At 44.1% G+C, this 24,702-nt stretch carries 22 protein-coding genes; 18 read left to right on the top strand and 4 right to left on the bottom strand.

The window, feature by feature from the left end; translation table 11 throughout:
* The first annotated feature begins 124 nt into the window (after positions 1 to 124).
* The 8 genes from ABDW02_RS11405 to rodA all read left to right on the top strand — a co-directional run bounded on the left by ABDW02_RS11405 (position 125) and on the right by rodA (position 8,806).
* Positions 125 to 853: an FkbM family methyltransferase gene (locus ABDW02_RS11405; protein WP_343634684.1), complete on the top strand. Its 729-nt coding sequence runs from the start codon at positions 125 to 127 to the stop codon at positions 851 to 853.
* A gap of 9 nt (positions 854 to 862) precedes the next feature.
* A complete protein-coding gene (locus ABDW02_RS11400; RefSeq protein ID WP_343634683.1) occupies positions 863 to 2,320 on the top strand; it encodes an oligosaccharide flippase family protein in 1,458 nt (485 codons plus the stop codon).
* A 30-nt stretch (positions 2,321 to 2,350) separates the two neighbouring features.
* The gene (gene galE / locus ABDW02_RS11395; protein ID WP_343634682.1) at positions 2,351 to 3,373 is read left to right on the top strand and encodes a UDP-glucose 4-epimerase GalE; all 1,023 of its coding nucleotides are present in this window, start codon (positions 2,351 to 2,353) and stop codon (positions 3,371 to 3,373) included.
* On the top strand, positions 3,360 to 4,097 hold the full coding sequence (locus ABDW02_RS11390; RefSeq protein ID WP_343634681.1) for a hypothetical protein: 738 nt from the start codon (positions 3,360 to 3,362) through the stop codon (positions 4,095 to 4,097). Before galE ends, ABDW02_RS11390 begins: the two co-directional genes overlap by 14 nt.
* A 66-nt stretch (positions 4,098 to 4,163) precedes the next feature.
* Positions 4,164 to 5,012 (top strand): rod shape-determining protein MreC, encoded by an 849-nt coding sequence (gene mreC, locus ABDW02_RS11385; RefSeq protein WP_343634680.1) that lies wholly within the window; start codon positions 4,164 to 4,166, stop codon positions 5,010 to 5,012.
* Positions 5,013 to 5,531 carry a hypothetical protein gene (locus ABDW02_RS11380; protein WP_343634679.1) on the top strand — a complete coding sequence of 173 codons (519 nt, stop codon included), beginning with the start codon at positions 5,013 to 5,015 and terminating at the stop codon, positions 5,529 to 5,531.
* Positions 5,528 to 7,408: a penicillin-binding transpeptidase domain-containing protein gene (locus tag ABDW02_RS11375; protein WP_343634678.1), complete on the top strand. Its 1,881-nt coding sequence runs from the start codon at positions 5,528 to 5,530 to the stop codon at positions 7,406 to 7,408. Before ABDW02_RS11380 ends, ABDW02_RS11375 begins: the two co-directional genes overlap by 4 nt.
* Positions 7,409 to 8,806: a rod shape-determining protein RodA gene (gene rodA / locus ABDW02_RS11370; protein WP_343634677.1), complete on the top strand. Its 1,398-nt coding sequence runs from the start codon at positions 7,409 to 7,411 to the stop codon at positions 8,804 to 8,806.
* Between the two features lie 89 nt (positions 8,807 to 8,895).
* Here the strand turns inward: rodA and ABDW02_RS11365 are convergent, their stop codons facing one another.
* Both ABDW02_RS11365 and ABDW02_RS11360 read right to left on the bottom strand, forming a co-directional pair.
* Complete coding sequence (locus ABDW02_RS11365; RefSeq protein WP_343634676.1) at positions 8,896 to 9,624, bottom strand: DUF2490 domain-containing protein; 729 nt, start codon at positions 9,622 to 9,624, stop codon at positions 8,896 to 8,898.
* Positions 9,625 to 10,050, bottom strand: a complete 426-nt coding sequence (locus ABDW02_RS11360; RefSeq protein WP_343634675.1) for a hypothetical protein — start codon at positions 10,048 to 10,050, stop codon at positions 9,625 to 9,627.
* A 180-nt stretch (positions 10,051 to 10,230) separates the two neighbouring features.
* On the opposite strand from ABDW02_RS11360, the gene ABDW02_RS11355 reads away from it, so the two are divergent.
* The 6 genes from ABDW02_RS11355 (at position 10,231) to ABDW02_RS11330 (ending at position 19,747) form a co-directional block, all read left to right on the top strand.
* Positions 10,231 to 13,314 (top strand): CotH kinase family protein, encoded by a 3,084-nt coding sequence (locus ABDW02_RS11355; protein ID WP_343634674.1) that lies wholly within the window; start codon positions 10,231 to 10,233, stop codon positions 13,312 to 13,314.
* A 2-nt stretch (positions 13,315 to 13,316) separates the two neighbouring features.
* Positions 13,317 to 14,360: a PorP/SprF family type IX secretion system membrane protein gene (locus tag ABDW02_RS11350; protein WP_343634673.1), complete on the top strand. Its 1,044-nt coding sequence runs from the start codon at positions 13,317 to 13,319 to the stop codon at positions 14,358 to 14,360.
* 441 nt (positions 14,361 to 14,801) lie between these two features.
* A complete protein-coding gene (gene purH, locus ABDW02_RS11345) occupies positions 14,802 to 16,334 on the top strand; it encodes a bifunctional phosphoribosylaminoimidazolecarboxamide formyltransferase/IMP cyclohydrolase (protein ID WP_343634672.1) in 1,533 nt (510 codons plus the stop codon).
* A 265-nt stretch (positions 16,335 to 16,599) separates the two neighbouring features.
* Entirely contained in the window at positions 16,600 to 17,820 is a 1,221-nt protein-coding gene (locus tag ABDW02_RS11340; RefSeq protein WP_343634671.1) for a hypothetical protein, read from the top strand.
* A 162-nt stretch (positions 17,821 to 17,982) separates the two neighbouring features.
* Positions 17,983 to 19,008 (top strand): rod shape-determining protein, encoded by a 1,026-nt coding sequence (locus tag ABDW02_RS11335; protein ID WP_144332395.1) that lies wholly within the window; start codon positions 17,983 to 17,985, stop codon positions 19,006 to 19,008.
* A 61-nt stretch (positions 19,009 to 19,069) separates the two neighbouring features.
* Entirely contained in the window at positions 19,070 to 19,747 is a 678-nt protein-coding gene (locus ABDW02_RS11330; protein WP_343634670.1) for a hypothetical protein, read from the top strand.
* 139 nt (positions 19,748 to 19,886) lie between these two features.
* Here ABDW02_RS11330 and ABDW02_RS11325 read toward each other — a convergent pair whose 3' ends face one another.
* Both ABDW02_RS11325 and ABDW02_RS11320 read right to left on the bottom strand, forming a co-directional pair.
* The gene (locus ABDW02_RS11325) at positions 19,887 to 20,525 is read right to left on the bottom strand and encodes a MarC family protein (protein WP_343634669.1); all 639 of its coding nucleotides are present in this window, start codon (positions 20,523 to 20,525) and stop codon (positions 19,887 to 19,889) included.
* An 82-nt stretch (positions 20,526 to 20,607) separates the two neighbouring features.
* Positions 20,608 to 21,183 (bottom strand): phosphoribosylglycinamide formyltransferase, encoded by a 576-nt coding sequence (locus tag ABDW02_RS11320; RefSeq protein WP_343634668.1) that lies wholly within the window; start codon positions 21,181 to 21,183, stop codon positions 20,608 to 20,610.
* A gap of 161 nt (positions 21,184 to 21,344) precedes the next feature.
* Here ABDW02_RS11320 and ABDW02_RS11315 point away from each other — a divergent pair, with 161 nt between their 5' ends.
* The 4 genes from ABDW02_RS11315 to ABDW02_RS11300 all read left to right on the top strand — a co-directional run bounded on the left by ABDW02_RS11315 (position 21,345) and on the right by ABDW02_RS11300 (position 24,700).
* The gene (locus ABDW02_RS11315) at positions 21,345 to 21,581 is read left to right on the top strand and encodes an acyl carrier protein (protein WP_013686655.1); all 237 of its coding nucleotides are present in this window, start codon (positions 21,345 to 21,347) and stop codon (positions 21,579 to 21,581) included.
* Between the two features lie 37 nt (positions 21,582 to 21,618).
* Positions 21,619 to 22,872 (top strand): beta-ketoacyl-ACP synthase II, encoded by a 1,254-nt coding sequence (gene fabF, locus ABDW02_RS11310; protein WP_343634667.1) that lies wholly within the window; start codon positions 21,619 to 21,621, stop codon positions 22,870 to 22,872.
* Between the two features lie 8 nt (positions 22,873 to 22,880).
* Positions 22,881 to 23,603, top strand: coding sequence for a ribonuclease III (gene rnc / locus ABDW02_RS11305; protein WP_343634666.1), 723 nt, complete (start codon positions 22,881 to 22,883; stop codon positions 23,601 to 23,603).
* A gap of 98 nt (positions 23,604 to 23,701) precedes the next feature.
* Positions 23,702 to 24,700: a hypothetical protein gene (locus ABDW02_RS11300; RefSeq protein ID WP_343634665.1), complete on the top strand. Its 999-nt coding sequence runs from the start codon at positions 23,702 to 23,704 to the stop codon at positions 24,698 to 24,700.
* The last annotated feature ends 2 nt before the right edge of the window (positions 24,701 to 24,702 follow it).

Here is a 24,702-nt window from a genome sequence, read left to right as displayed (position 1 = left end):
ATGACTCTTTCACCCGTTTAAAATTGATTCCGGATCGGCATTTATCGGTTTCATATCCAAAATAGTTGGAATAAACAGCGGGCTTCTTTCCAACTTTTCCTAACTTCGCGGCATCTTAGTGGAAATGAAGAATAGCGTTAAATATATTTTACAGAAGCTGTTGGGTTTGAATACCTATCTGTATGTCTTTGCGCTGTATAAAATCCGCACACTTCGTTCAGACAAAAAGGAAAATGACTTTTTCACCTTCCTGTCCTTGTTGAAAGACGGGAAAGGAGACGTGTTGGATATCGGTGCGAATTTGGGAATCATGACCGTACACCTGGCAAATACACTGCCCAATACAACCATTCATGCTTTTGAGCCGATGCCGGCAAATGTGAGCGTTTTGAAACGCATTATCGCAAAATTCAAGCTGAAAAGAACGAAAATCCATGAAATTGCTTTGGGCGACGAACCCGGAATTGCGAAAATGGTATTGCCTGTAAACGGTCAAACGATCATGCAGGGATTGAGCCACATCAAGCACGAAAGCATTACCGAATGGAACGAAGGAAAAGAAGTAGACGTGCGCCTGGACAAACTGGATAACGTGCTGAACGGACAAGCGATCCAGGCTATCAAGATCGATGTCGAGAACTTTGAATACTTCGCACTCAAAGGAGCAAACAGAATTATTACATCCAATAAGCCGATTATCTACGCAGAATTGTGGGACAATGAAAACCGCTCGAAGTGTTTCGAGTACCTGCAATCCTTCAGTTATTCTATTTTCGTGGGAGAAAACAACCGGATCGTTCCCTTTGATTCTTCGAAACACCACACGCAAAATTTCATTTTCATCGCAGAATAACCCCGGCTAATGCAAAAACTGTTTTTAAGAGGATTAGGCATTACGCTGTTGTTGAATTTACTGGTGAAACCCGCTACCATTTTCCTGGTAGACATTAAAATGCAAAACGAGCTCGGGTCGGATGCCTTTGGGATTTTCCAAACGATGCTTAGTTTTACCTTCCTGTTTTCCATGTTGTTAGACATGGGGATCACGAACTTTATGACACGGATGATTGCCCAGCATCCGCACATGATCCACAAATACAGTAATCGTTTATTTACTTTCCGGCTGATCCTGGTAGTGATTTACGTGGTTTGGACGATTTCCCTGTTCTTCATCCTGAACTTCCCCAACGAATGGTTGTGGGTTCTTGCCGCTTTGATCATGCATCAGATCAGTATCATTACGGTGAATTATGTGCGTGCCTATACGGGTGGTTTGCTGATGTTCGGCCTGGATGCGGTACTTTCCGTTGCTGAGCGTTCCGTTTACTTTGTAGTCGGAACATTGTTGATTTATTCTTCCTTCGTAGAGCCGATCCCGTTGGGCTGGTTCGTGACGATTTTCGTTGGTTCCTCCGGTTTGGCTTTGATGATGGCAACGGTGATTTACCTGAAGCTGGTTTCTTTTCCCAAAATCCATTGGGATGCGGATTTCTTCCGGGCTATCTTCCGCCAATCTTACCCGTATGCCATTCTAGCGATCCTGATGATGCTGACATCCAAGCTGGACGCCGTTTTCCTGGAGAAATTACACCCGGATGGTACGCACCAGGTTTCCTATTACACCCAAAGTTTTCGCTTGCTGGACGCTTGTTACATGTTCGGTATTCTCTTCGGAAGTATTCTCCTGCCGATCTTTTCGCGCGTCCTGAAAGACCACGGATCTACGACCGGAATTACCACCAGCGCTATCAATATCCTGCTTTCCGGCGGATTCATCATGGTATTTTTCACCATTGGGATTCGTGTGGAGATGTTTACGGCCTTGTATAAAGAAGCCAATTCATTTTCCTACAATTCCTGGATTTTCCATGCGATGACCTTCATCCCGATGTGTTTCACCATTGTGTTCGGAACATTACTGACGGCGAACGGATCTCTGCGTATCATGAACCAGATTGCTTTTTTGTCTTTGGCGGTGATGTCGTTGCTGAATATTGTCCTGATTCCGGTCTGGGGAGCTGTAGGGGCTGCAATCGGGGCGTTTGTTGCGCAGTCGGTACTTGGTTTCGTTCAGTATTTCGTGGTGCGTTATCACATGAAACACGATGTGGCACGCTTAACCTGGCTGAAACACTTCATCCTGGTGGTTGTTTTAGGAGTGGCTTTGTTTGTCCAGTTCAGGTATGCCTTTAATCCGCTAATTTGGATGGTGCTCGTTGGGGGATTGTGGATGGTTTTGGTCTTCGGATTAAGGATTATTGATTTGAAGCAGATTTTGAGCCTGCTCGCAAAGAAAGAAAACACGGCAGAGGAGAAATAATCCTCACAGATTGCGTTATATTTGTTCTTAATGAGCGCAAAAGAAGTATTGGTTACCGGCGGAACGGGTTTTATCGGATCACATACCGTCGTTGAATTGATCGAATTGGGATATACGCCGGTTATTTTGGATAATGGTTCGAATTCCAGTCCGTCTATCGTCAAACAAATTGAATTCATTACCGGAAAGCAATGTGCGTACTATGAAGGAGATATGCGCGACAAAGCCTTCCTGAAATCAGTTTTCGAAAAACATGCATTCGAAGGAGTGATTCATTTTGCGGCATTTAAAGCCGTTGCCGAATCGGTGGAAAAACCCTTGTATTATTACGATAACAACCTCATTTCGCTCATTCATCTGTTGAGTTGTATGGAAGAATTCCGGGTGAATAAACTGGTTTTCTCTTCTTCCTGTACGGTTTACGGAGTGGAAAATTCACAGGAGCCGTTAAATGAAACCATGCCGGTAGGAAAACCGAATTCACCTTATGGCTGGACGAAATGGATGGCAGAGCAAATGCTGATCGATATCGCTTCCAAAACAGAGTTAAGACCTGTCTTTCTGCGCTATTTCAATCCGATAGGTGCGCATCCAAGTGGAAAACTGGGTGAAATGCCGCTCGGCCCTCCGAATAATGTGCTTCCTTACATTACTCAGACCGCAGCAGGTATCCGGAAAGAACTGACCATTTTCGGGAATGATTATGATACACCGGACGGAACATGTGTCCGCGATTACATTCACGTGACAGACGTAGCGAAAGCGCATGTGAAAGCCTTCACACATCCTTTCGAAAATGCGGTTGAAGTCTTTAACCTGGGAACAGGAAAAGGGACTTCTGTGCTGGAATTGGTGAAGTTATTCGGGAAGGTCACGGGAAAACCGCTGAATTACCGGTTCGGGGCGAGACGGCCCGGAGATGTAGATGCTTTGTTTGCGGATGTTGCCAAAGCAAAGAAAATTTTAAACTGGAACACGGAAAGAACCATTGAAGATGCTATTTTAGATGCCTGGAAATGGGAACAATATCGCTTGGAACATGAGATTTCTTAAACTGACAGCTGTCTTTCTTTTAATTGCTTTTCAGAGCTTTGCACAGCCTCAGGGGAGAGACTCGAGCCTGGTTTCCAGGCACCGGCCGGGACTTTTTTGGTACAATACCGGCTGGAGGCCCGCAAGACCCGGGAAATTGAGAAAGTACGACCGCTTGATCCTTGACGTGACGTACAATCAATTGATGAATTCCGGAAGCATCAAAGCGAATCCATTGCGATCTTTCGGTTGTAACGTGAATACCATGTGGGACATCCCGATAACGAACGGCAATACCGTTTCTTTGGGAATCGGTTTGGCTTACAAATACCAGAAAACGGGACCGAAAGGGTTGTTCTATGCAGACAGTAGCAATTCCTTCACGCATTTTTATGCGGATTCGGGGTATACCGGTTTCCGCAAAAACACATTCGGGAACCACATCCTGGCAATTCCGGTTGAATTCCGTTTCCGGACTCCGAAATGGCAGCATTTTAAAATACATCTGGGTGGTTCCATCGGCTACAGGCTGCAGACTTTCCAAAAAGTTTGGCCGGAGCATAAGCACGGGATAAAAGACAAATCATTACCGGACAGAAATCCCCTGGTTTATGGCGTTCATTTGCGCGTAGGTATCCGGAATTGGGCGTTGTTTGCGGATTACACATTGGCTCCTCAATTTAAAAGCGATAAGAGTGACAAAATCAATGCATTAGCTTTCGGAGTGTCGCTTTCAATTTTTTAAAGGGCATTGTCAAATAAAAATAGGTTTCACCGGTTGGAAAATCGTTTATCTGACTAATTTTGTGATATGCGCAATTTGATTGCTTTTTTCAAACGATTTCAGATCTTTTTGGTCTTTGTGTTACTGCAAATTGTAGCACTTTCTGCGTATATCCGCTATTCCGAGTTTGCCCGCCTGCAGGTTTTTTCGAGTGCTTCCGCTATAAACGGAAGATTGTTCGAAATGCGAAATGCTGTGTCACAGCATTTTTACCTGGAAAATACCAACCGAAAACTAGAACTGGAAAATGCCCGTTTGAGAGAAAAATTGAAGCTTTCCAACTATAAAGTGGACCGAGAACTAATCCAGATCGAAGATACGAATTACCAGCAGCAGTATTTATACATGGCGGCTTCCGTAATCAATAACACTTACGACAAGCGAAACAATTACATGACGATCGATATCGGCAAGAACCACGGCATTCAGAAAGGATGGGGAGTTATTTCCTCCAAAGGAGTGGTGGGAATTGTCCATTTGGTCGGAGATTCTTATTCTGTGGTAAAAACCATTCTGTCCAAGAACATCAATGTTGATGTAAGTATGCGTGATGGCGGTGCTTTCGGATTGTTGAAATGGGATGGTGTGAATCCGAAAATTTGCCAGATCTCAGGGATCTCGAACGATATTACCATCAAGAAATTCACGAAAGTAATTACACGCGGAGGGTCGGGAATTTACCCGAAAGGAATTCCGGTAGGCGTGATCACCAAGCGCAAATCCATCGAGGGGAAACCCTTGTGGGATTTGCAGGTAAGAATTGCAGAAGATTTCAGGACCATTCAGCATGTATACGTGATCAAGAATGTGATGCTGGATGAAATGCGCGAACTGGAAGGAAGAATTCCGCCGGATAAAGAAGAAGAGGAGCTGTAAGTGAATAGTTTTGTTTTAAATAGCATTCGTTTTGTATTGTTTGTACTGTTCCAGGTACTGATACTGAACAACCTGGAACCGGGCTTGGGTATGTATGTGATGATCTATCCCCTGTTCATTTTAATGCTTCCCTTCCAAATGGGAACTGTGCCGCTGATGCTGATCAGTTTTGCCTTCGGACTGGTAATCGACTCTTTTTCCAATACCTTCGGATTGCATGCATCCAGCGCGGTGATTATGGCTTTTTTCAGACCCATTATTTTCAAATGGCTTTCTCCCAGAGACGGTTATGAAAGTGTTGAATCCGTGAATGTTTATTCCATGGGAGGCCGCTGGTTCCTGTATGCATATGGCTCATTACTCGTCATTCATCATATCTGGTTCTTTTCCATCGAATCCTTTAAATGGAACGAGTTCGTCTGGATCCTGATCAAGATCGGGTTGAGCGTTCCGAGTTCTTTTTTATTAAGTTTATTGGTACAATTTATTTTCGTCTCTAATAAAAAGGCTGTACGATGAATCTGGACGGAAGAAAATATGTCATCCTGGTGTTCTTTATCCTGGTCGGGTTTATTTACCTGATCCGCCTGTTCTTTATGCAGGTAGTAGACGATTCCTGGAAATTGCGTGCACAGGAAATTGCGGAGAAACGAAAAGAAATCACTCCTCCGCGCGGGATCGTTTTTGACCGTCACAACAAGAAAGTAGTCACTAACAGAAGTTACTACAACCTGATGATGAAGGAAGAGAACATTCACGATTTTGATACTGCAGCATTCGGTCAATTGGTGGGAATGACCAAGCAGGAGGTGAAAGACCGCTTTTACCAGATCAAAAAAGGGGAAGGAAAATACTTCAACAAGAACATCAATAAATACCAGGATAATTACCAGCCGCAGCGTGCTTATCCGTTCATCAAGGAATTAAGCATCGATGAAATTACACGCATTGCTCCGCATTTGGAAAAATTTCCCGGGTTTTACGAAGATCTGACTTCCATGAGAAGCTATCCGTATTCCGGTGGGGCAAATATTTTCGGGTACTTGAACGAGGTCACTAAAGAAGAATTGGAAGAAGATCCTTTTTACCGGAGAGGTGATGCCATAGGAAGAGCCGGAATTGAACGGTATTACGAAAAGGAGCTCAGAGGACAAAAAGGAATCAAATACGTGGTGACTTCTGCCCTGAATAATGCCATTGAATCGTATGCCGGAGGAAAGTATGATACGCTGGCGGAACAAGGTCCGGCGCTGCATTTGGGACTGGATATCCAGTTACAGGTTTACGGTGAAAAACTGATGCAGAACAAACGCGGATGTATCGTTGCTATTGAGCCGAAAACAGGAGAAATCCTGGCACTGGTTTCCGCACCGAGCTTCGACCCGAATATCCTGGTAGGAAGAAGAAATATCGGGAAAAACTACCCGAAATTATTACTCGACGAAGGAAAACCGTTGTATCCGCGACCTTTGGCTGCAGAATATCCTCCGGGATCTATTTTCAAGCTGCTTCAGTCGCTGATCGGTTTGCAGGAAGGAGTTATTACTCCAGAATCCGGTTTCCCGTGTACGAAATCCATGGTAGGTTGTCACAATCACCCGAATGCCACGAACTTACCGGATGGAATCAAGAATTCCTGCAACCCGTATTTCTACTATGTGATGCGCCGCATCATCCAGCAGGGAAAAAAACGCTCCATTTTTGCAGATGCAGAGATCGGTTTGAATATCTGGTATGACTACATCATGAGCTTTGGTTTGGGAAGTCAGTTCGAAACCGATGTTACCGGAATGCGCCCCGGTTTGATCCCGAATTCTGCTTATTACGACAAATGGTACGGCCACAATACCTGGGCGTTTTCTACGATCCGTTCGATTTCCATCGGGCAGGGAGAGGTGAAAGTAACACCCCTTCAAATGGCCAATATTGCTGCAATTATCGCCAACCGCGGATGGTATTACACGCCTCATTTTGTGCGGTCGATCGGGAACAAAGGACCGCTACCGCAATTTAAAGTCGTACATAAAACAAAAGTGGATGCCATTCACTACGAACCGGTTATCGAAGGAATGCGAAGAGCAGTTTACGAACCGGGTGGTACAGCCAAAAAAGCACAGGTAGAAGGGATGACTGTTTGCGGAAAAACAGGTACCGCGCAAAACCCGCACGGGGAAGACCACTCTGTTTTCATTGCTTTCGCACCGATGGAAAATCCGAAGATCGCCATTGCAGTTTTCATTGAAAACGCCGGGTTCGGAGGAGTTTGGGCTGCACCCACCGCCGGGTTGATGATAGACAAATACATTCACAGGAAAGTAAAGGATAAAGCGAAAGAACAGATGATCGTGAATGCGAACCTGTTGAATATTAAAGCGAAGCCGAAAAAGAAAAAGTAAATGAGAAGAGATGATTCCCTGACACAGCATGTGGATTGGTGGCTGCTTTTAATTGTAGTCATCATGTTGGGTATGGGAATTGCAAACGTTTATTCGGCTGCTTTTGATCCGGACCATCCAAGTATTTTCGATTTTTCCCAAAAGTACGGGAAGCAAATCATGTGGGTGGGAGTTTCGATTTTCCTGGGATTTCTCGTATTTCTCATCGATTCGGACATTTACCGGAAGTTTGCCATCCCCATTTACGTGTTTTGTTTTTTCCTGTTGATCATAGTCCTTTTTATGCCTGCCATCAACGGGGCGCATGCCTGGCTGGGAATAGGATCTTTGGGAATACAGCCGGCCGAATTCATGAAGATCGGAACGGCAATCGTTCTTTCGAGGTACATCTCAACGGTGAACGTAAAGAATCAAAATGTGCAGACAGTACTCGTAGCATTGGCGATTGTGATGGTGCCGATGGTGCTGATCCTGCTTCAGCCGGATGCCGGAACATTTGTGGTATTTACCTCTTTCTTCTTCGTGCTTTACCGGGAAGGAATCACCTTCGATCCGCTGGTATTGAAAATTGTAAACCTGATCCCGGGAGTTCGTTTTAAAGACACCTGGGTGGGAAGTCACTTTATTCCGATTTTATTCTATGTGGTTTTCCTCTCCATCATCACGCTTTTGATGAGTGGAAATAAGTACGAATTTACCTTCATGCCGGGAGTCTTGATTCCGGGATTTTATGGGGTAATTACCGTAATCACGGTGATTGCTTTGGTTGCATACCTGATTCTGCGCTGGATTTCCTCCAAACGCGAGCAGCGAAGAGTATTACTGGTAATCATTGCCGGTTGGTTTCTATCGGTTGCAGTTTCCACCACCGTTAACTTCTCTTTTTCCGGTTTGGCCCAGCACCAGAAAGACCGTATCGAGTTGGTTTTGGGATTGCGCAAGGACGATGACGGAAAAGATTACAACCGGAACCGTGCCATGGCAGCCGTGGGTTCGGGAGGTTTATTCGGGAAAGGTTACAAAAAAGCAAGCGTTGCCAGCGTGCGTTCCAACCACGTTCCGGAAAGTGAGACAGATTTTATCTTTTGCCCGCTTGCAGAAGAATGGGGATTTATGGGAAGTCTGGTAATCGTGATCCTGTTTATGGGAATGCTCTTCCGGATCATTGTCATTGCCGAAAGACAGCGCTCTACCTTCAACCGGGTGTATGCCTATTGTGTGGCCATGATCGTCTTCTACCACTTTGCGGTCAACATCGGGATGAACATCGGCTTGGCACCGGTAATCGGAATTCCTTTACCGTTTTTCAGTTACGGAGGATCATCATTGATGTCGTTCTCCATGCTGTTATTTATCCTGCTGAAACTGGATAGCCAGCGGAGAGATGTACTTTTCTAAGAAAGTTTAAAAAGTAGAAGAGTTCAAATGTTCAAATTGTTTTCTCATGGAATTTCCTTTGAACTTTTTGAACCCTTTAAACTGTTGAACTATTTAGGATACTCAATATCTTCCTCCAATTCGTCATCGTCTTTCTTTTTCTTCTTTTTGGCTTTTTTCCATTCATACGTATATTCCAAAGAAAGAATGTGCTCGTTGTAATTGTTCTTGGCGTTGAATTTCTGTCCGTAATAATATGTCAGGCCGATTTCATTGGCACCCGGCAAATCGAAATTTAAAGTTGCGCCGTAACGCACCCGGTTCCAGGTATGGCCAAAAGGCCCGTTATTCGGATTGTAGAAAAACTCGACAGAAACTTCCGGAGTAATCTTGGATTTCGGTTTAGCCCATTCCACATGCGGTTTCACACGGAAAGAGGGATCCAGATCCCCGCCCGTCGTTGCGTATCCTCCGATATACATTTGGTAGCGCAAGCGGGCACCGAATTTGATCTGCTGTACCTTGTGGCGGAAATCCGCATTGAAATTCAACCGGTGACTGTTCTCATAATTTCTGCGCTCATCGTAGTTTGTCACAAGACGGTATTCGATGGAAGGCCTGAACCAGCTGAATTTGGAATACTTTAAACTTGCTTCCTGGTACAAAGTAGCCAATTGTCCGTAATTATTCAAACGGAGGTTGGTATTCAGATTGGCCTCCAGGTTGTGCTTGAGATCACGCTTTACGCCCGCACTGAACCAATATTGTCCTCTCGTGCTTTGATTCCAGGCCAAAAAGCAGGGCGCCAGAAAAAGAGCAGCAATAATAAAGGACCTCATTTAGTTTTTGGTTAGCGTAATCGTACCGATATCCGCATTTTCCTTTTTGCCGATGGTCACCGTTTTGCTTACTACTTCAAGCGTGTTGTAATCATCGTCATTATTGGGAATGTTATTTCCCGGATGGAAAATTTTGCTGTATCCGAAAATGGTGTAGGTTCCGGGTTGCAGGAATTCAAATTTGAACGTTCCGTCGTAAGAAACCTCGATCTTATCATCATACATCGCATCGCCGTCACCGTAGATAATGTATAAATCTTCCGTTGCACCGTTATAAGTCACAGTATCAGTAACTACGCCATTGATACGTAATTTTTCATTCACGACAACATTTCCCGAGATAGATGCCCTGCCGCCGTCACCTTCTACTTTTTTACACGCTGAAACTGCGGAGAGAAGGGCAATTCCAAAAATTAGTTTTTTCATTAGTCTGGTTTTATAGAGTCACAATATTAAGAGAATTTTAATCAAATCCGGCCTCTGTAATAAGGAATTACAAAATAAAAATGAACTTCCCCGCCACTTTTCGTGAAATATTACGTCTAATGTTTGGATTATCACAGAAAAGATTCGTAAAATTATACACTCTTTAAATGAAAACTACACATGAAATTGCTACCTCTCTTTAAAAAGGCTTGTTTCCTGTTGCTTGTTTTGCTGACTACTACGTCATATTCTCAAGTATATATCAATGAATATTCATGTTCCAATATAAGTGGTCCAACGGATGCTTTCGGTGAGTATGAAGATTGGGTTGAATTGTATAATGCAGGTTCCTCTGCGGTCGATCTGACCGGCTATTATTTGTCTGATAATGACGGAAATCCGCAAAAATGGCAAATTCCTTCCGGCTCGATTGCTGCCGGTGGGTATAAAATGGTTTTTTGCAGTGGCCGCAACCTGGTTTCGGGAACTCAGTACCACCCGAATTTTAACCTGGCACAAACCAGTAACGAGTGGTTTATCCTTACCAGTCCGGCTAACGTGACAGTTGATTTCGTCGAGATTACCCAAATGACCAAACAAAACCATTCGATCGGTCGTCAGACAAACGGAGCCGCTAACTGGAAGTTGTTTTTAACACCAACTCCGGGAGCAGCAAATACGGGTGGAGTTAACTTTTATACACCAACTCCTGTTTTCAGCGTAGCACCAGGATTTTATACCTCTACGCAAAACGTAACCATCACTTGTTCGGATGCAACAGCAACTATTCGTTATACCACAGACGGATCTGTTCCTACAACCGCATCCACACTTTATTCCGGACCGGTTTCTATTACCTCTACCAAAGTTTTAAGAGCAAAAGCATTTTCATCGAATGAACCGAGTTTCACCATGTCGGGAACTTATTTCATCAATGTAAACCATACCATACCGGTAGTTTCTGTAGCCGGTGCCGGAAGTAATTCCGTGGCGACCTTATTGAACGGAAACGGAAGCATCAGCCCGCAAGGATTCTTCGAAGTCTGGGAAGCCGATAAATCTTTCGTTGACAAGGGAGAAGGTGAATTCAACAAACATGGAAATGACTCCTGGGCTTATGACCAGCGTGGATTTGACTTCATCATGAAAGACCAGTTCGGTTACGATCACGAAATTGATCACCAGATCTTCCCAAATAAATCCAGAGATCATTTCCAGCGATTGATCTTAAAAGCAGCAGCCAATGATAATTATTCGTTTGAAACCGGTGGCGCTCACATCCGGGATGCGTTTGTTGCCCAGCTTTCCCAAAATGCACATCTGAAACTGGACGAACGTACCTGGAGACCGTGTATAGTTTACGTTAATGGACAGTATTGGGGAGTTTATGAATTGCGTGAAAAAGTAGACGATGGAGATTTTACCAAGTATTACGCGGACCAGGATAAATTTAACTTGCAGTACTTGAAAACCTGGGGTTCTACCTGGGAAGAATACGGTGCGCCGAATGCCATTCCGGCATGGAATTCCCTGAGAACGTACATCAACAGTAATAACATGGGAGTTCAGGCCAACTTCAATTATGTAGACAGTTTGCTGAACTGGGAATCATTGGTAGATTACTTCGTTTTGAACTCTTATGTAGTTACACAAGACTGGTTAAACTGGAACACGGCGTGGTGGCGTGGAATGGACCCTGCCGGAGATAAGAAAAAATGGCGTTACACCCTTTGGGACATGGACGCTACATTCGGACATTACATCAATTATACAGGAATCCCCGATCCGACGGCGAATGCTGATCCATGTAACGTGGAAAACCTGCCGAACCCGGGGAACCAGGGACACACGGATATTCTGGAGAAACTGATCGATGAAAACCCGGTGGTGGAACAATACTACATTTCCCGTTACATTGACCTGGTGAACACGCATTTCTCCTGTACTTATATGATCAACCTGTTAGACAGTATGATCAACCAGATTGCTCCTGAAATGCCGGGGCAATGTACAAAATGGGGAGGAACAGTTGCAGGCTGGCAGGCAAACGTGCAGGCTTTGAAAGACTTCATCAATTTAAGATGTACTGCATTGAACCAGGGAATGACAGATTGTTACCAGGTTACAGGACCGAACGCGGTGGTGGTAACAGTTAGCCCGGCTAGTTCCGGAGAAGTGAAGGTGAACTCTGTTTGGGCACCGACTTATCCATGGAATGTGAACTATTTCGGTGGAATTCAGACCAACCTGATTGCAAGGCCGCTCACCGGTTATGTATTTGATCACTGGGAATATACGGCCAATTCATTAACGGCAGCAATTACTCAGGATACCAACTCGATGGATATTGTAAACCCGGTGACAATTACGGCGGTGTTTATTGCTGATAATCCGGATCTGGACGGAGACGGTTGTACCAATGTGGATGAAATTGCTGCAGGAACAGATCCGAATAACCCGGATACTGACGGTGATGGCGAGAACGATTGTATTGAGATCGGTTCAGACCCCGCAAACCCTACAGATACGGACGGTGACGGAATTATCGACGCATTGGAATCAAGCAGCACAGACGCAGATAATGATGGTGTTCCGGATGAAACAGATCCGGGAAATACCGATCCATGTATTCCAAATCCGAATGCAGGCCCTTGTGACCAGGATGGAGATGGATTGACAAATTCCCAGGAAGGAACTGCCGGAACAAACCCTACGAACCCGGATTCGGATGGAGACGGAATCAACGATGGAGATGAGGTAACAAACGGAACGAACCCGTTAGATCCATGTGATCCGCCAAATGCTACACCACAGTGTAATATCGATACGGATGGTGACGGAATCCTGGATGGTTCCGAAGCTCAGTACGGAACAGATCCGAACAATCCGGATACAGATGGTGACGGAATCAATGACGGTGATGAAATTGCGAACGGTACAGATCCATTGGATGGCTGTGACCCGAATCCTGTTGGGGAAGGCTGTTTCAACGGATTCCACATGCCTACTGCATTCTCTCCGAATGGAGACGGTTTGAACGATTACCTGGCTCCGCGAATCGGAAGAGACGTTGCATCATTTACCTGGTACGTTTACGATCGTTGGGGTAACCGCATGGTGATGAGCTCTGACCCTGCATTTAAATGGGATGGAATTTTCAACGGTGTGAAAGTCAATACAGGTGTATATGCTTACCAGGCGGACGTTACCTTCTCCGATGGAAGAAAAGAACGATACACAGGTAATATTACTGTAACAAGATAATCATGAGAAGAAGGATTTTAACGGCACTTGCCTGTTTGGCTGCATGGTCAGCAAGTGCCCAGGATTTCCATGTAACTCAGATCCTTCAGTCTCCGAATTTGCTCAATCCCGGAGCAGTCGGAGTGTATGATGGCTGGGAACGGATTGCGATCCAACATAGAAATCAGTGGCTGGGAGGAGGTACTACCTATATGACTACAGGTCTGGCAGCGGACGCCAACTTTTTCAAGAGCGACCGTAAACCAAAGGCCCATTTGGGTGTCGGTGTGCAGTTCTATAATGATATTGCCGGAAGTTCCGGATACGGATTACAAACCGGATCGGTAGCCGTTTCAGGGATTCTTCCTGTAGGCAACGGAAGCCAGCTTTCACTTGGAATTCAGGGAGGAGTAGGGAACCGGTCAGGAAATATGTCGCGGTTGATCTACGATTCACAATGGAACGGAACGGATAACTATGATCCGACTATTGTAAGCGGTGAAACCGGAAGCTTAAGTTCCTTCATTTACCTGGATGCTTCTGCAGGACTTTTCTACCAGTTCGATGGTGGTCAAAGTTCTTTTGCACGCAACAACGACATCAAATTCCAGGCTGGTTTTGCCGGATACCATTTGAATGCGCCGGCTATGCGTTTTCGAACCGGTTCTTCCGAACAGCTTGCCCGGAAATACGTCGGGATGATAAAGTATTCGATGGATATTCCGGGAACAAAAATGGCTTTTGATGCGCAGTTTGCACAATTCGTTCAGGGCGGACATTATGAATCGATCCTCGGATTGATCCTGAGAAGACGTTTCCAGGACGGAGGTAAAATCACCGGGTTGAACCAGGATGCATTTCTGGGATTGGGAGTTTACACGCGTTTAAGAGATGCTATTTCACCGACCATGCAGGTTGACTGGAGAGGGTTTCATTTCGGTGTTTCCTATGACTTGACGTTGTCGGCACTGAGATATGGCTACAAAGGCGGAAGTTTGGAGTTTTCGATCAGTTATACGAATTTGAATAACGCGATCTTTAAAACACGCAGAAGAGGATTCAGATAATAAATCGATTTTCCGAATGCTTCCCTGTTAGGACAAGTATAAGGGAAATTAATCGCTCTTAGATGTTGTAATAGCATCCAATTTTTTTACCGCAAATGCACAAATTTTTAAAGGGCGCTTACCAGTCGCCCTCATTCTCTTAAACGGTCAAATTATTCTGAGGGAAAATAGATTGGTTAGTTTATCTGGCTCGACCGGTAGGCGAGCTTTTCATTTGCGTATTTGTGGGAATGACACTTGGCTTTCTGTCAAAACAGGATATGTGTGGGGATAAGTATCTAGCGACGCGATTCATCTGCCCTAGTGTTATTAATTCCGGAATCATTCTGTAGAGTTGTTGACAATTAATTCTCAACAAACTACAACGTTTTTCCATTTAAAATCGGTACTTTTGCGCCCTCGAATCAGCACGCCTTGGCGGAGCAGGAACAAAGTTGAAATATGGAAAACACGAAAAAAATTACAGGAGCGTTAATTTCAGTTTATTACAAGGATGGTTTAGAGCCTATTGTGCGTAAATTGCATGAAGATAACGTGAGCATCTATTCTACGGGTGGAACTCAAATGTTTATCGAAGGATTGGGAATTCCGGTTATCCCGGTTGAATCCATGACTTCCTATCCTGAAATTTTTGGTGGTCGTGTGAAAACATTGCACCCGGCAATCTTCGGTGGAATTTTACACAGAAGAAACCTGCAGGCTGATTTGGACCAAGCAAAGCAATTCAACATTCCTGTTATTGACCTGGTAATCGTGGATTTATATCCGTTTGAAGAAACCGTTGCATCCGGTGCAGACCATCAATCGATCATTGAAAAAATCGATATCGGTGGAATTTCATTGATTCGTGCAGCTGCAAAGAATTACAACGATGTGGTGATCATTCCTTCGGTGAACCAATATGCGGAATTCCTTTCCATTTTAAATGAGCAGGGAGCGGCATCTACTTTGGAACAAAGAAAGCATTTTGCTAAAAAGGCGTTCATGGTTTCTTCCCATTACGATACGCATATCTTCAACTACTTCAATGAAGGAGAAGAAACGCCGGTGTTCAAGCAAAGCATCCTGGAAAGCCAATCCTTGCGCTACGGGGAGAACCCGCATCAAAAAGGATGGTTCCACGGTGATTTTTCGGCAATGTTCGACCAATTGCACGGAAAAGAACTTTCCTACAATAACTTGTTGGATGTAGACGCTGCAGTTCAGCTAATGGCTGAATTTGAGAACAACGATCCGACATTCGCTATTTTGAAGCACAACAACGCCTGTGGTTTGGCAACACGTCCAACATTGGCGCAGGCTTATGCCGATGCACTTGCGGGTGATCCTACCTCCGCATTCGGAGGGATTTTGATTGCTAACCGTAACATCGATTTGGCAACTGCAAACCTGGTGAATGACCTGTTTTGTGAAGTAGTTATTGCTCCTGGCTTTGACGCAGATGCCGAAGAAGTATTGAAAAGCAAAAAGAACCGCATTTTATTGGTTCAGAAAAAAGTAGAGCTTCCGAAACGTCAGTTCCGAACGCTATTGAACGGCGTGTTAGAGCAGGATAAGGATATGCTTTCGGAAACAGCTGCAAACTTTGAAGCGAAAACAAATACCGTTCCTACTGCACAGGAAGTAGAAGATTTGATCTTCGCAAATAAATTGGTGAAACATACGAAATCTAATACAATTGTGTTGGCTAAAAACGGCCAGTTGCTTGCAAGCGGAACGGGGCAAACTTCCCGTGTGGATGCATTGCGTCACGCTATTGAGAAAGCAAGATCATTTGGTTTTGACCTGAAAGGATCGGTGATGGCATCAGATGCATTTTTCCCGTTCCCGGATTGTGTGGAAATTGCACATCTGGCAGGAATTACCGCAGTAGTTCAGCCGGGAGGATCTATCAAAGATGAATTGTCGATCGATTACTGCAATGCAAATGGGGTTGCGATGGTGTTTACCGGAAACAGACATTTTAAGCATTAATTAGTAGTACAAGAATAACGGAAGGGAGCTCGTGAGGGCTCCTTTTTTTGTTTCCGGAATGTAAAGGCAATAAATACAGATCAACAATTCTTTGTTAAACCTTGATACAGGCCGGTTTCAGGAGTTTTCAAACTCTAATTGAAAGGTCCGGTTTACTCATTGAAACGTACAGAATGCTTCTTTCAGGAAAAAAAAGACTGGGTTAGGAAATCCAAACAGTACTTTTGTGCGTTTTTTCAGAATACAACTTATATTAATTTTTGCGATGAGAACAATTTTAGCGATTGCGCTAACCTTTATTACACATTCATTTTTTGCCCAGTTTCAATACCGGATTACTTCAAATTCCAACCAAGCCGACAACAAATCGTACTTAACAAGTATCGAAAAACACATTCCCGATACTTATTCCCGTTCCTGCGAAGAGAACTTTATTGAGTTTAGTGCTCCCACCAATTATTCGGTGCATTACGTGGATTCCATCTGCCGGATTGCCGGAGTTCCTGCCGGAAGTATCGTTAAATCAAGAGGACCGGCCTCCGCTATTGAAAAAGCCGGAGGAACGGATTGCGGAACTGCTCAGCAGCTTTGCACGAATTCATCGCTTTCCGGAAACAACTCCGGTTTCGGAACGCAGGAACTAACAAATGCAAACAGCGGATGTCTCGGAAACGAGCACCAATCGTCCTGGTACTACATCAATGTCCTGACGGGAGGGTCTTTATCTTTCCGGATCAACCCGAGTGCGAACTCCGATTACGACTTTGCACTTTGGGGCCCTTTTACCTCTTCGAATGCCGCGGCAAACTGTCCTCCAATTAGCGGACCGGTACGCTGTTCGTTTGCACAAGGAAGCGGACAAACCGGGATGCGCGTGGGTGAATCGGATAACAGCGAAGGCAGTGGCGGAGACCGATGGGTCAATGCGCTGAATGTCAATTCAAGTCAGGTTTACATCCTATTGATTGATAACTATAGTAACTCCGGAGTAGGTTATACCTTTGACTTCAGTTGGGGAACAAACCTTACAACTGCTGTTATCGGATGTGTTCCTGTGGTTTTGCCGGTAGAAATGAGTAGTTTTTCAGGATCGTACTTTTCCAATACAAACGTATTGAATTGGTCTACGGAAACAGAATTGAACAATGATTATTTCCAGGTGGAATGGACAACAACTCCGGCTGAAAGTACTTCCTGGAACAAACTGGACATCATTGACGGCGCAGGAGAAAGCCAGTCCAAACTGTATTATTCGATGAACCATTACACATATGCGCGCAATGCGATCAATTATTACCGCATCAAGCAAGTGGATTTTAATGGACAAACCCGTTCCTATCCGGATATTATTGCCATTGACAACCGGATGAAATCCGAGAAACTGGTGAAAGTGGTGAACCTTTTCGGGCAGGAAGTATCGGAATCCGAAAAAGGAGTGGTGATTTACGTTTATGATGACGGATCTACCGAAAAACGGATTAATTAATAGCAATTTACATCAGAATACACGTAGGGGCGAAAAATTTTTCGCCCCTACGTGTATTTCTATATATACTTTAAGAATATCTCGATTATTTAATCTAATTTTGTAACCATTTCCCGGAATTTACGAATAAAGGGAGCAAAAACGCAAAAAGGAGCGCGCTAGATGGGATTGTTTAATTTTCTGACACAAGAAATTGCTATTGACTTAGGTACTGCAAACACACTGATTATCATGAATGATAAAGTGGTGGTTGACGAACCTTCAATTGTAGCTAAAGATATTCAAACGGGTAAAGTTGTTGCCATCGGTAAGAAGGCACAGCAAATGCACGGAAAAACTCACAAATTAATTGAAACGGTCAGACCATTGAAAGATGGTGTAATCGCAGACTTCCAAAGTGCTGAGCAAATGATTCGCGGATTCATCAAAATGATCAATCCGGGAAGAAAGATGTTCAATCCGACTTTGCGTATGGTGATCTGTATTCCTTCAGGGATTACGGAAGTAGAGAAACGTGCAGTACGTGACTCTGCCGAACATGCCGGAGCGAAAGAAGTGTATCTGATCCATGAGCCTATGGCTGCTGCAATCGGTATCGGTATCGATGTAGAAGAGCCGATGGGGAATATGATCATTGATATCGGTGGTGGTACTTCTGAAATTGCAGTCATTGCATTGGGAGGAATCGTTTGTGACAAGTCTATCCGTATTGCGGGAGATGATTTCACTTCCGACATCGAAGAGTACATGCGTCGTCAGCACAACATCCTGGTTGGTGAGCGTACAGCAGAGCAGATCAAGATTGAAGTAGGAGCAGCGTTGCCGGAATTGGAAAACCCGCCTGCAGATTTCGCTGTTCGTGGCCGTGACTTGATGACAGGTATTCCGAAGGAAATCATCATTACTTATTCGGAAGTTGCACACGCATTGGATAAGACGATTTCGAAAATTGAAGAAGCGATTTTGAGTGCTTTGGAGCAAACTCCACCGGAACTTTCTGCAGATATCTACAAAACAGGTATTTATCTTGCGGGTGGAGGTTCGATGTTGCGCGGTTTGGACCGTCGTATCAACGAGAAGACAAAACTACCGGTTCACATTGCTGAAGATCCGCTAAGAGCAGTAGCCCGCGGAACCAGTATCGCATTGAAGAACCTGGATCGTTTCCAGTTCCTGATCAAGGATTAATCAAACCAATTATAAAGAAACCCCGGCATTTATCGTCGGGGTTTTTTGCTATATTGCCGGCATGAATCACTTAATCAAATCAGTATTACTTGCTTTCCTCTTTTTAATTCCGCGCGAATCTATGGCGCAGGAATCCTCCAAAGTCTCGTTTGCAATACGAGGGAAATGGTTCTACCTTCCGGGCTGGGAAAACGTTTCCTGGAGATACTACAGTTATGGCGGGGAGATTTTTCTGGGTAAGCATCACGCAATCGGTTTGGAGAGTGACGGTTTCGAAACACACAGAAGATGGGAGGCGGGTGAATATGATAACCTGGTAGCAATGGAAGTGACCAAAAGAACAGGAATTGTTGCGGATTACAAGTACCTGCTGCCTTTCAATGAGTTTTTCAGTTTGTATGGACTGGTTTACTCCAGGTTTCTGGGAAAACGCCGATACTGGCTGGAGAAATCTACTGAAGAAGAGGCCCCGGAACCGCCGGATCCGAATGCTTTGTTGACAACCAATTCCGGAACATTTACCGATTTCGGAGCAGGATTGGGTGGTAAATGGTATTTCAACGGGGGAAGTTCCGGATTGGATGTGAGCCTGAATGTCTTTAAACGAATAGGAAGTTACCGGGAAACTGTGCGAACTGAAAACGGTTGGGTGGTGAGCAACATAACTGATTCACCGGTTTCCATGTACTTAAGAATTTCTTTCTTCTACCATTTTCTGCGCTTTAAGAAACAGGAATAACCCTTTGAATAACAGAGCCAGTTAAACGGATCAAAACCATTATTTTGGATTTAAGTTAACAACATTGCATGAATATTCCGGAGAACGCGATTGGGGATATCAATTACGTTTTAGGATTGAAAATCAATAACTCAAATGACTAGCGCGGATGCTCTATCTTCTGAACGTCTTTTTCTGCTTCAACATTCAGAATAATCTTCGCAATATTGGTTGTAAACAGCTTCACGGCGATTGCCAGCAAAATAATCCCGAAGACCTTTTTCATAATGGCAATTCCTCCCGGACCAAGTAAATGTTCGATCTTTTTGGTCAGGCGAAGTACAATATATACTAAGAGAACATTCAATAAGATGGCCAGTAAAATATTGATATTCTGGAACTCAGCTCTCAGGGAAACAAGCGTTGTCATCGTTCCTGCACCTGCGATAATCGGGAAAGCCAGCGGAACAACACTCGCCGTTTTTCCCGACACAGAATCACGGAACAGGCGAACGCCCAGGATCATTTCCAGGCTCATGGCAAACAGAATGAGTGAACCGGCTACGGCAAACGATCCCACATCCACTCCGAATAATTTCAGGATGGATTCTCCCAGGATCAAAAACCCGATCATAATTCCCAACGAAACGAAACTCGTTCTGGCAGGATGAATATCACCGCTTTGCTCTTTGATCTTAATAATTAAAGGAACCGACCCGATAATATCGATCACCGCGAACAATACCATGGAAGCCTTGAAAAGTTCGCCCCAATTGAAAGCCAAAAAATACTTCATCATATCTTTTATGATTTAGAGATATATTAAGTGAAAATAAAACAACTCGACTGAAATTACTTTTCAATTTTGTACGGATCAATTTTCACTTATTTAAAACAGTTTGTTCTACAATGATAGGAAAATGTTCGTGTTCGAGTTGCTGTATTTTTTCCGCGAGCGATTCCAGTGTGTCGTCGGAAGTCAGATCTGTTTCGAATTGTGCCAGTATTTCGCCCTGGTCGAATTCCTCGTTTACCAGGTGAATGGAAATCCCGCTTTTCAATTCCTTCGCCCCGATAACCGCTTCGTGCACAAATTTCCCGTACATGCCCTTTCCTCCGTATTTCGGAAGCAGGGAAGGATGGATGTTAATGATACGGTTTTGGTATCCATGAATAATATTGACAGGAATTTTGCGTAAAAATCCGGCCAAAATGATCCAGTCAATAGCGCGGTAATCCAGTTCCTGTAAAACAGTCAGTCCGCTCTCAAACTCTTCATTGTTGAAAACGAGCACTTCAACACCTAAAGCTTTTGCCTTTTCCACAACAGGTGCATCGGCCCTATTACAAATGAGTGTTTTCACCTCGATTTGCGGATGATTCTGAAAAAATTGAATCAAATTCACCGCATTTGAGCCATTACCCGATGCGAATAGCGCTATTGATTTCTTATTCATGGGACAAAGTTACACAATCCAAATGACACGGCACAAGCGGATTTCAAGCTAAAAACAAGATTTCCCGGAAGACTTAAAATGTAATTAAGTCACTTTATATTTTGTTTTTATCGCATTTCCTATTTTCTTTGCAAGCTGAAAAACCTTATAAAAGAATTGAGATGTCTGATATCAAATCAAGAGTAATATCTATTATCGTAGATAAGTTAGGAGTTGAAGAAAGCGAAGTAACAAACGAAGCGAGCTTCACAAATGATCTAGGTGCAGATTCACTAGACACAGTAGAATTGATCATGGAATTCGAAAAAGAATTCAATATCGCTATTCCGGATGATCAGGCTGAAAACATTCAAACAGTTGGTGACGCAGTTTCGTACATCGAGCAAAACGCTAACTAAAAAAACGTTTTCACAGGCATTTATTTAATCTGATTTTATGGAGTTAAAACGAGTTGTTGTAACCGGCTTGGGGGCTATTACGCCTATTGGAAATACTGTTTCAGAATACTGGGAAGCATTAATCAATGGAAAAAGCGGGGCCGCACCGATTCAGCAATATGACGCTTCAAAGTTCAAGACCCATTTTGCCTGCGAAATCAAAAATTTCAATGTCGAGGATCATATCGACAGAAAAGAAGCACGGAAATTAGATCAATTTTCACAATACGCCATGGTTTCTGCAAAAGAAGCCATGGCTGATTCTAAGTTGATGGAATCGAACCCCAATGTAGACCGCATCGGTGTAATCTGGGGTTCGGGAATCGGTGGTTTAAAGACCTTCCAGGACGAAGCTCAAAACTTCTTCGGAGGCGACGGAACACCACGATTCAATCCGTTCTTTATCCCTAAAATGATCGCGGATATCGCCGCAGGTCATATTTCCATTGAATACGGCTTAAGAGGACCGAATTACGTAACTGTTTCGGCTTGTGCTTCATCTACCAACGCGATCATTGATGCATTCAACCTGATCCGTTTGGGGAAAGCAGATGCGATTGTTACCGGAGGATCCGAAGCAGCTGTAAATGAAATGGGAATGGGAGGATTCAATGCCCTGAAAGCACTTTCAACGCGCAACGATTCTCCTGAAACGGCTTCCCGTCCGTTCGATCTTGACCGCGATGGTTTTGTATTGGGTGAAGGAGGCGGTGCACTCATCCTGGAAGAATACGAGCATGCAAAAAAGCGTGGAGCTAACATTTATGCGGAGGTTCTTGGAGGCGGAATGTCGGGTGATGCTTATCACATGACCGCTCCTCATCCGGAAGGAATAGGTGCAAGAAATACCATGATCGCTGCATTGGAAGACGCTGAGTTGGATCCCACTGCAATTGATTATGTAAATGTTCACGGTACATCCACTCCGCTTGGAGATATTGCTGAAACAAAAGCAATCCTTCAGGTATTCGGAGAACATGCCTATAAACTGAACATCAGCTCCACAAAATCCATGACAGGTCACTTGTTGGGTGCGGCAGGAGCTATCGAAGCAATTGCATGTATCCTGGCAGTTAAAAATGACATTGTTCCACCAACAATCAATCATTTTACAGACGATCCTGAAATAGACAATCGATTGAATTTCACATTTAATAAAGCTCAGCACCGTACCGTGGATGTTGCCTTATCAAACACCTTCGGTTTCGGTGGTCACAATACTTCTGTGATCGTGCGAAAGTATAAAGGGTAAAAATTTAGGTGCGGCTACGACTACCATTCTTTAAGCAAAACAGGTCTCCCGAAGACGTTGCATTCATTCGATTTTTCGTAAATCGCTTTGGATACAGACCAAAGAATATCCATTTGTTTTACCAGGCGGTAACACACCGTTCCATTGCTTATCACGGTCAAAAAGACTTTTCCAACGAGCGTTTGGAATTTTTGGGAGATGCCATTCTGGATTCCATCATCGCGGAGTTTTTGTTCCAGCGCTTCCCGGATGAAGATGAAGGCTATCTCACAAAAGTCAAATCAAAAGTAGTTTCCCGCAAAACCCTTTCGGAAATCGGTGAAGAGCTTGAATTGCGTTCCATTTTGCGCTACAACAAAGGCCGTTCGATCAACCTGTCTTCCCTGGAAGGAAATGCGTTCGAAGCAATCATCGGGGCCATCTACCTGGACAGTTCGTACGAAGTCACCAAGAAGATCATTTACAACCACATTTTCCGCAAGTATGTAGATCTGAACAAGATCCTGGAAGAGGAGATCGATTTCAAGTCCAAATTATTTATCTGGAGCCAAAAAAGAAGGTTGAGCCTTGAATTCACCGTTTTGCGCGAAGAAAACAACCACGGAACCTGGTTCTACGAAGTGATCGTGCAGGTAAATGGGACCAATTACGGGAAGGGAACCGGAAACTCCAAAAAACTGGCCGAGCAGGCCGCTGCAAAGGAAACGCTCCTTTTGATGGGGGAGATCTAAAAAAATCTGCGGAAAACCACAGGATAATTTTCAGTATTTATACGGTTGATTTTTAGTGATCCGGCTGTTAAGTTTGCAGATAACTTTAAACACCCACTATGAAAAAGTCACTACTACTATTGCTGCTAGTTATAGCAGGCACTACTCCTTATTTTTCTCAAACAAACAGTCTTCCCACCACTGGAAATGTTGGAATCGGAACCACAGCACCTGACCAGAAACTGACGGTCCGCGGGTCAGCACGAATCGATTCCATGTTGGTTGTAAAGGACTCGATCGTTGTCAATAAAACAGCTACCATTAAAAGCGATCTGAAAGTTGTTGGAAATGCAAACTTAAAAAACGATCTGAGGGTCGGAGGGTCCACTACTTTAATTGGAACTACCATTATCAAAGAAGGCGATTTGAAGATCAGATCGCTGGGAGATTCCACTTTGCCGGGAGACGGAGTACTTCTGGTTAATGCCAATGGCAAGCTGAAGAACGGCGGTGAACTGAAAAGTTTGGTTTATTCCGAATCAACCTACGTACCCTGCAAAGACGATAACGAAGGAAATACAACGCCTGCATCGCCCGTTTGGTTAAATGGTCCCGGGAAATTGTATACAAGCCGCCATTGTGTTCCGGACATTCTGGTTGGAATCGATCAGAATAATCCAGAATCCAAGCTACACATTTCCATAAATGCCGATAAAGACACCCATCCGATCATCGTAGACAAAAAGATGACCGGCACTACCGAAAGGTATAAATTGATGCAACTGGATAATACCGGGTTGTTGTATGCCCGGGAGATCAAAGTGAATCTGAACCAGCTATGGCCGGATTATGTCTTTGCTGAAAACTACGAACTGATGCCTCTGGAGGAATTGAAGGAATACATTGCAGAAAACAACCACTTGCCGAATGTTCCGAGTGCCAGCGAAATGGAAGAGGAAGGAGTCAACGTGGCAAAAAGCAACGTGATGCTGATGGAAAAAGTGGAAGAATTGACTTTGTACCTGCTTCAGATGAAGGAGCAGTTGGAAGAACAGAAACGATTGCTGCAACAGCAACGGGAATTGATTCTTCAATTACAGGAACAGACAAAACCGTAAAC

Origin of the sequence: Fluviicola sp. (assembly GCF_039596395.1) — a bacterium.
Classification (GTDB): Bacteria; Bacteroidota; Bacteroidia; order Flavobacteriales_D; family Crocinitomicaceae; genus Fluviicola.
This window is presented reverse-complemented; position numbering and strand designations above follow the sequence as displayed.